We start from the raw sequence: 3,938 nt of genomic DNA, 5'->3' as shown, positions 1-3,938 counted from the left end.
GCGCTGCCTTGGGCGACCCCCTCTGGCCGCTTCGCGGCCATCTCCCCCTCGAGGGGGGAGAAAACGCCCAGCTCTTCCGCCACCCTCTGCACATAGCGCGATAGGATCGGCGACAGATAGGCATCGACCACGGTAGTGTCGCCGCGGCCGACCAGCTTGATGAGTGGCGAGACCTCGTGGCTGACCGAGACTTGGCGAAACCGCAGTTTTCTGCAGACTTTTGCAACCGCCTTTTCGTGGTCGGGATATTTCCAGGCATGCATGAAGACGATCGCCACGGCGTCAATGCCGTCGGCCTTGGCCTGTTCGATGGCTGGGCGCACGGCGGCGATGTCGAGCAGCCGATCGACGCAGCCGTCGGCGCGCACGCGCTCGTCGACCTCGATGACGCGCTCGTAGAGTTGTTCGGGAAGAATGATCTCCTTGGCGAAGATGTCGGGCCGCGCCTGATAGGCGATCCTCAGCGCGTCGCGAAATCCCCTGGTGATGAGCAGCAGCACGCGGTCGCCCTTGCGCTCCAGAAGCGCGTTGGTGGCAACGGTAGTGCCCATCTTGATGTCGCCGATCAGGCCGGACGGGATCGGCGCGCCGGATTTTAATTCGAGCAGATCGCGAATGCCCTGGATGGCGGCGTCGGTATAGGCTTCAGGATTCTCGGAAAGCAGCTTGCGCGGGTGCAGCCCGCCTTCCGGATCACGGCCTATGACATCGGTGAAGGTGCCGCCGCGGTCGATCCAGAAATCCCATTTGGCGGTCACGGCAGCTCTCCTAGGCATTTTATTGATTCAATATGTTAATTCGCCCTGGCTTGGTGTTAGTTCGCCAGGGCTTCGCCGGCAACGGCAAAAGCAGATGATGTTACATGCGGAAACGCAACGTTATGAAACTCATAAGCGCCTGATGCATTCTGTCCTCGCTCGTCACCCGGTAGCGGGGGGCGTGATTAGAGGAGAGATGTCATGAAGAAACTCATTCTTGCGTCGGTTTCGGCGCTTGCCCTGCTTGGCGTTGCGGCTTGCAGCGACAGCGGCACGGGCGGGGACGCCACAACCACGCAGAGCACCAATCCGCCGGCGAACGAACAGCCGATGCAGCCGGCTCCTGACGCGACGAAGCCGGCCGAGCCGGCTCCGGCTGCGCCGGCGCAGTAGTTCTCAGGTGATGAACAGAAGGCCGGCATCATGCCGGCCTTCTGACTTCAGGACACGCTCCTTGCGACCGCCGCCGCAAGCGCAGTTTCGCCCGTTACTTTTTCGCCCAGCAGAAGGGGCCGAATGGCAAGGCGACGAAGGCTGGCAGTTTCGCTCGCCGTGGCCGCCGCTGCCGCCTGCTGATTTTCCATGATCGACGGTTGCGCCAGCTGGTCAGGCGGCCGCGAAATCGGCTGCCCTGCGGCATTGTCTTCGCTTGATAGCGGTGGCCAGTTAGCCCTAATAGGTGCCCATGTCGATTTGGGATCGCCTTGGCGACTTCATCACGCGCGTTTCGTCCTCAACCTCGTCCGGCGTCGTCGACGTGGTCGAGGCTGTACGCACGGTTTTCTCCGGCGACCCGGATCTGCGCCGGCGCGTCGCCTTCTCGGTAGCGATGATCGCGCTGTCGGCCAAGATGGCCAAGGCCGACGGCATCGTCACGCAGGACGAGGTGCGCGCCTTCCAGCAGATATTCGAAGTGCCGAAGGACCAAACGCGCAATGTGGCGCGGCTCTACGATCTGGCCAAGCGCGACATTGCCGGGTTCGAGACCTATGCCGCGCGCATGGCGCAGCTTTGCGGCTCCGGTCATTCGAACTGCAAGATGCTGGAGGACATTCTCGACGGGCTGTTCCACATCGCCAAGGCCGACGGGCTGGTCCACGAGCGCGAAGGGCAGTTCCTGCATCGTATTGCCGAGATCTTCCGGATCGAGGAGGCGCATTACCAGAGCATTCTGGCCCGGCACGTCGACCTGGGTGCGGCCGATCCCTATGTCGTGCTTGGCATCGAGCGGGGAAAAACGTTCGAGGAGGTCAGGAGGCGTTATCGCAAGCTGGTTTCGGACAACCATCCCGACCGGCTGATCGCACGCGGGCTGCCGCAGGAATTCATCAAGATCGCAACGAGCAGGATAGCGGCGATCAACGCGGCCTATGAGATGATCGAACGAGGCCTGCGGCACGCATGAGCGGCTTCCCGCCCGACGAGCCGAGCGCCGAGGTAAGGGTATCGCCGAATTTCGGTCCACGACGCGAGAAGCCCGACATGATCGTGCTGCACTACACCGGGATGGAGACTGGCGCCGGCGCCGAAGCATGGCTGTGCGATCCGGCCAGCGAGGTTTCGTCGCATTATCTCGTCCATGAGGACGGCCGCATCGTCCAGATGGTCAGGGAAAGCGACCGTGCCTGGCATGCCGGCAAGAGTTCCTGGTTCGGACGCAGCGACATCAACTCCTGTTCGCTCGGCATCGAGATCGTGAATCCGGGGCATTCGCTGGGCTATCGGACTTTTCCGAAACCGCAGATCGATGCCGTCATCGGCCTGTGCAAGGGAATTGTTCAGCGCCATACGATTCCAGCCCAACGGGTGCTCGCCCATTCCGACGTGGCGCCGGGACGCAAGATCGACCCCGGCGAGAAATTCCCTTGGAAAGCGCTGTTCGAGGCCGGTGTCGGCCATCTCGTCGAAGCGGCACCCCTCAGGCGCGGCGCGGTGCTGAAGGCCGGCGATGCGAATGCCGAGGTCGAGGCGTTGCAATCGATGCTGGCGCTCTACGGTTATGGCGTAGAGATATCAGGCAATTTTGACCGGCATACCGAAATCGTGGTCGAGGCTTTTCAACGGCATTTCCGCCAACGCAAAGTGGATGGCGTGGCCGACGGATCGACAATCCGCACGCTGGAAAGGCTGCTTGCTTCCGTGAGGGCAGTTCCGCCGAAGTAGTCTTTTCCTAGCTGTTCAGTTACAGCCTGTCACTCAAAGTGACTTGCCTCGCCTTTTTTGCCGCCAATTCGGCCGTCAAAGGCGATCCGTGCAAATTGTCGGACCTAGAGCCCCCAGATGTTCCGATGTTGATTTAGCGTAGCTGCGTGAAGTTCTTCGCGCGGTTCAAACAGAACAGGATCCCATGCAGAAATTGACCGTTTTAACGGCAGCTGTTGCTGCCGGCGTAATGACTTTTGCCATCGGTGCCGCCCATGGCGCGCCGCTGAGCCAGCGGGCCGACCAGGGTTTCATTACCGTGTCCGATAAAACCGCCACGCCGAAAGCCGGCCAAGATGCAAAGGAAAAAAGGACAGCCTCCGCAAAGGCGGTAAAAGCTGCTGCGGCAAAGGTGAAAAAGCCAGCATCCGCAAAGGCGGAAAAAGCTGGGGTAAAGGTAAACAAGCCAGCCTCCGCAAAAAATGCAGTCTCCAAACGGCACGTGAAGCGCAACAGGACCCGCATCGACCAGGCGACGACGGCGTCGATCGGCGGGAAAAGCCGGGCGGCGGCGCCGAACGCGGCGGCCGCTGGCCAGTATTCGGCGATCATCGAGCGTCATGCCGCCAGCAATGGTGTGCCGGTCTCGCTCGCCAAGGCCGTCATCATGATCGAAAGCAGCTTTCGGCCGAACCAGGTCGGCAGCGCCGGTGAGATCGGCCTGATGCAGATCAAGCCGTCGACGGCGCGGATGATGGGTTACAGCGGCTCGATCAAGGGCCTCTACGATCCCGAGACCAACATCAAATACGGCATGAAATACCTCGCCATGGCGCACAACCTCGGCGGCGGCACGACCTGCGGCACGATTCTCAAATACAATGCCGGCCATGGCGCCAAGCGGATGAACCCGATTTCCGCGGCCTATTGCGGCAAGGTCAAGGTGCAGTTGGCCGCGCTTGGAGCGCCGGCGTAATAAGCCCGAACCTGCTTTTTTCTTGCGTTTTCGGCCTTGAACCCCTTTATACGCCTTGCCAG

General features: G+C 61.3%; 5 protein-coding genes. 4 read left to right on the top strand and 1 reads right to left on the bottom strand.

Features of this window, described 5'->3' with window-relative positions:
* The coding region (locus tag EOA85_RS29630; RefSeq protein WP_245486130.1) for a hydantoinase/oxoprolinase family protein at window positions 1-758 on the bottom strand (758 nt) is incomplete at its 3' end.
* 201 nt (window positions 759-959) lie between these two features.
* On the opposite strand from EOA85_RS29630, the gene EOA85_RS29625 reads away from it, so the two are divergent.
* From EOA85_RS29625 to EOA85_RS29610, 4 genes are all read left to right on the top strand, one after another.
* On the top strand, window positions 960-1,151 hold the full coding sequence (locus EOA85_RS29625) for a hypothetical protein (protein WP_029351485.1): 192 nt from the start codon (window positions 960-962) through the stop codon (window positions 1,149-1,151).
* Between the two features lie 292 nt (window positions 1,152-1,443).
* Window positions 1,444-2,163, top strand: coding sequence for a DnaJ family molecular chaperone (locus EOA85_RS29620; RefSeq protein ID WP_127212119.1), 720 nt, complete (start codon window positions 1,444-1,446; stop codon window positions 2,161-2,163).
* Window positions 2,160-2,921 carry an N-acetylmuramoyl-L-alanine amidase gene (locus tag EOA85_RS29615; RefSeq protein ID WP_127212118.1) on the top strand — a complete coding sequence of 254 codons (762 nt, stop codon included), beginning with the start codon at window positions 2,160-2,162 and terminating at the stop codon, window positions 2,919-2,921. The genes EOA85_RS29620 and EOA85_RS29615 overlap by 4 nt, the downstream gene beginning before the upstream one ends.
* Before the next feature lie 184 nt (window positions 2,922-3,105).
* The gene (locus EOA85_RS29610; RefSeq protein WP_127212117.1) at window positions 3,106-3,876 is read left to right on the top strand and encodes a transglycosylase SLT domain-containing protein; all 771 of its coding nucleotides are present in this window, start codon (window positions 3,106-3,108) and stop codon (window positions 3,874-3,876) included.
* Window positions 3,877-3,938 lie beyond the last annotated feature (62 nt).

This window comes from Mesorhizobium sp. M5C.F.Ca.IN.020.29.1.1 (assembly GCF_003997375.1).
Taxonomy (GTDB): Bacteria; Pseudomonadota; Alphaproteobacteria; order Rhizobiales; family Rhizobiaceae; genus Mesorhizobium; species Mesorhizobium wenxiniae.
This window is presented reverse-complemented; position numbering and strand designations above follow the sequence as displayed.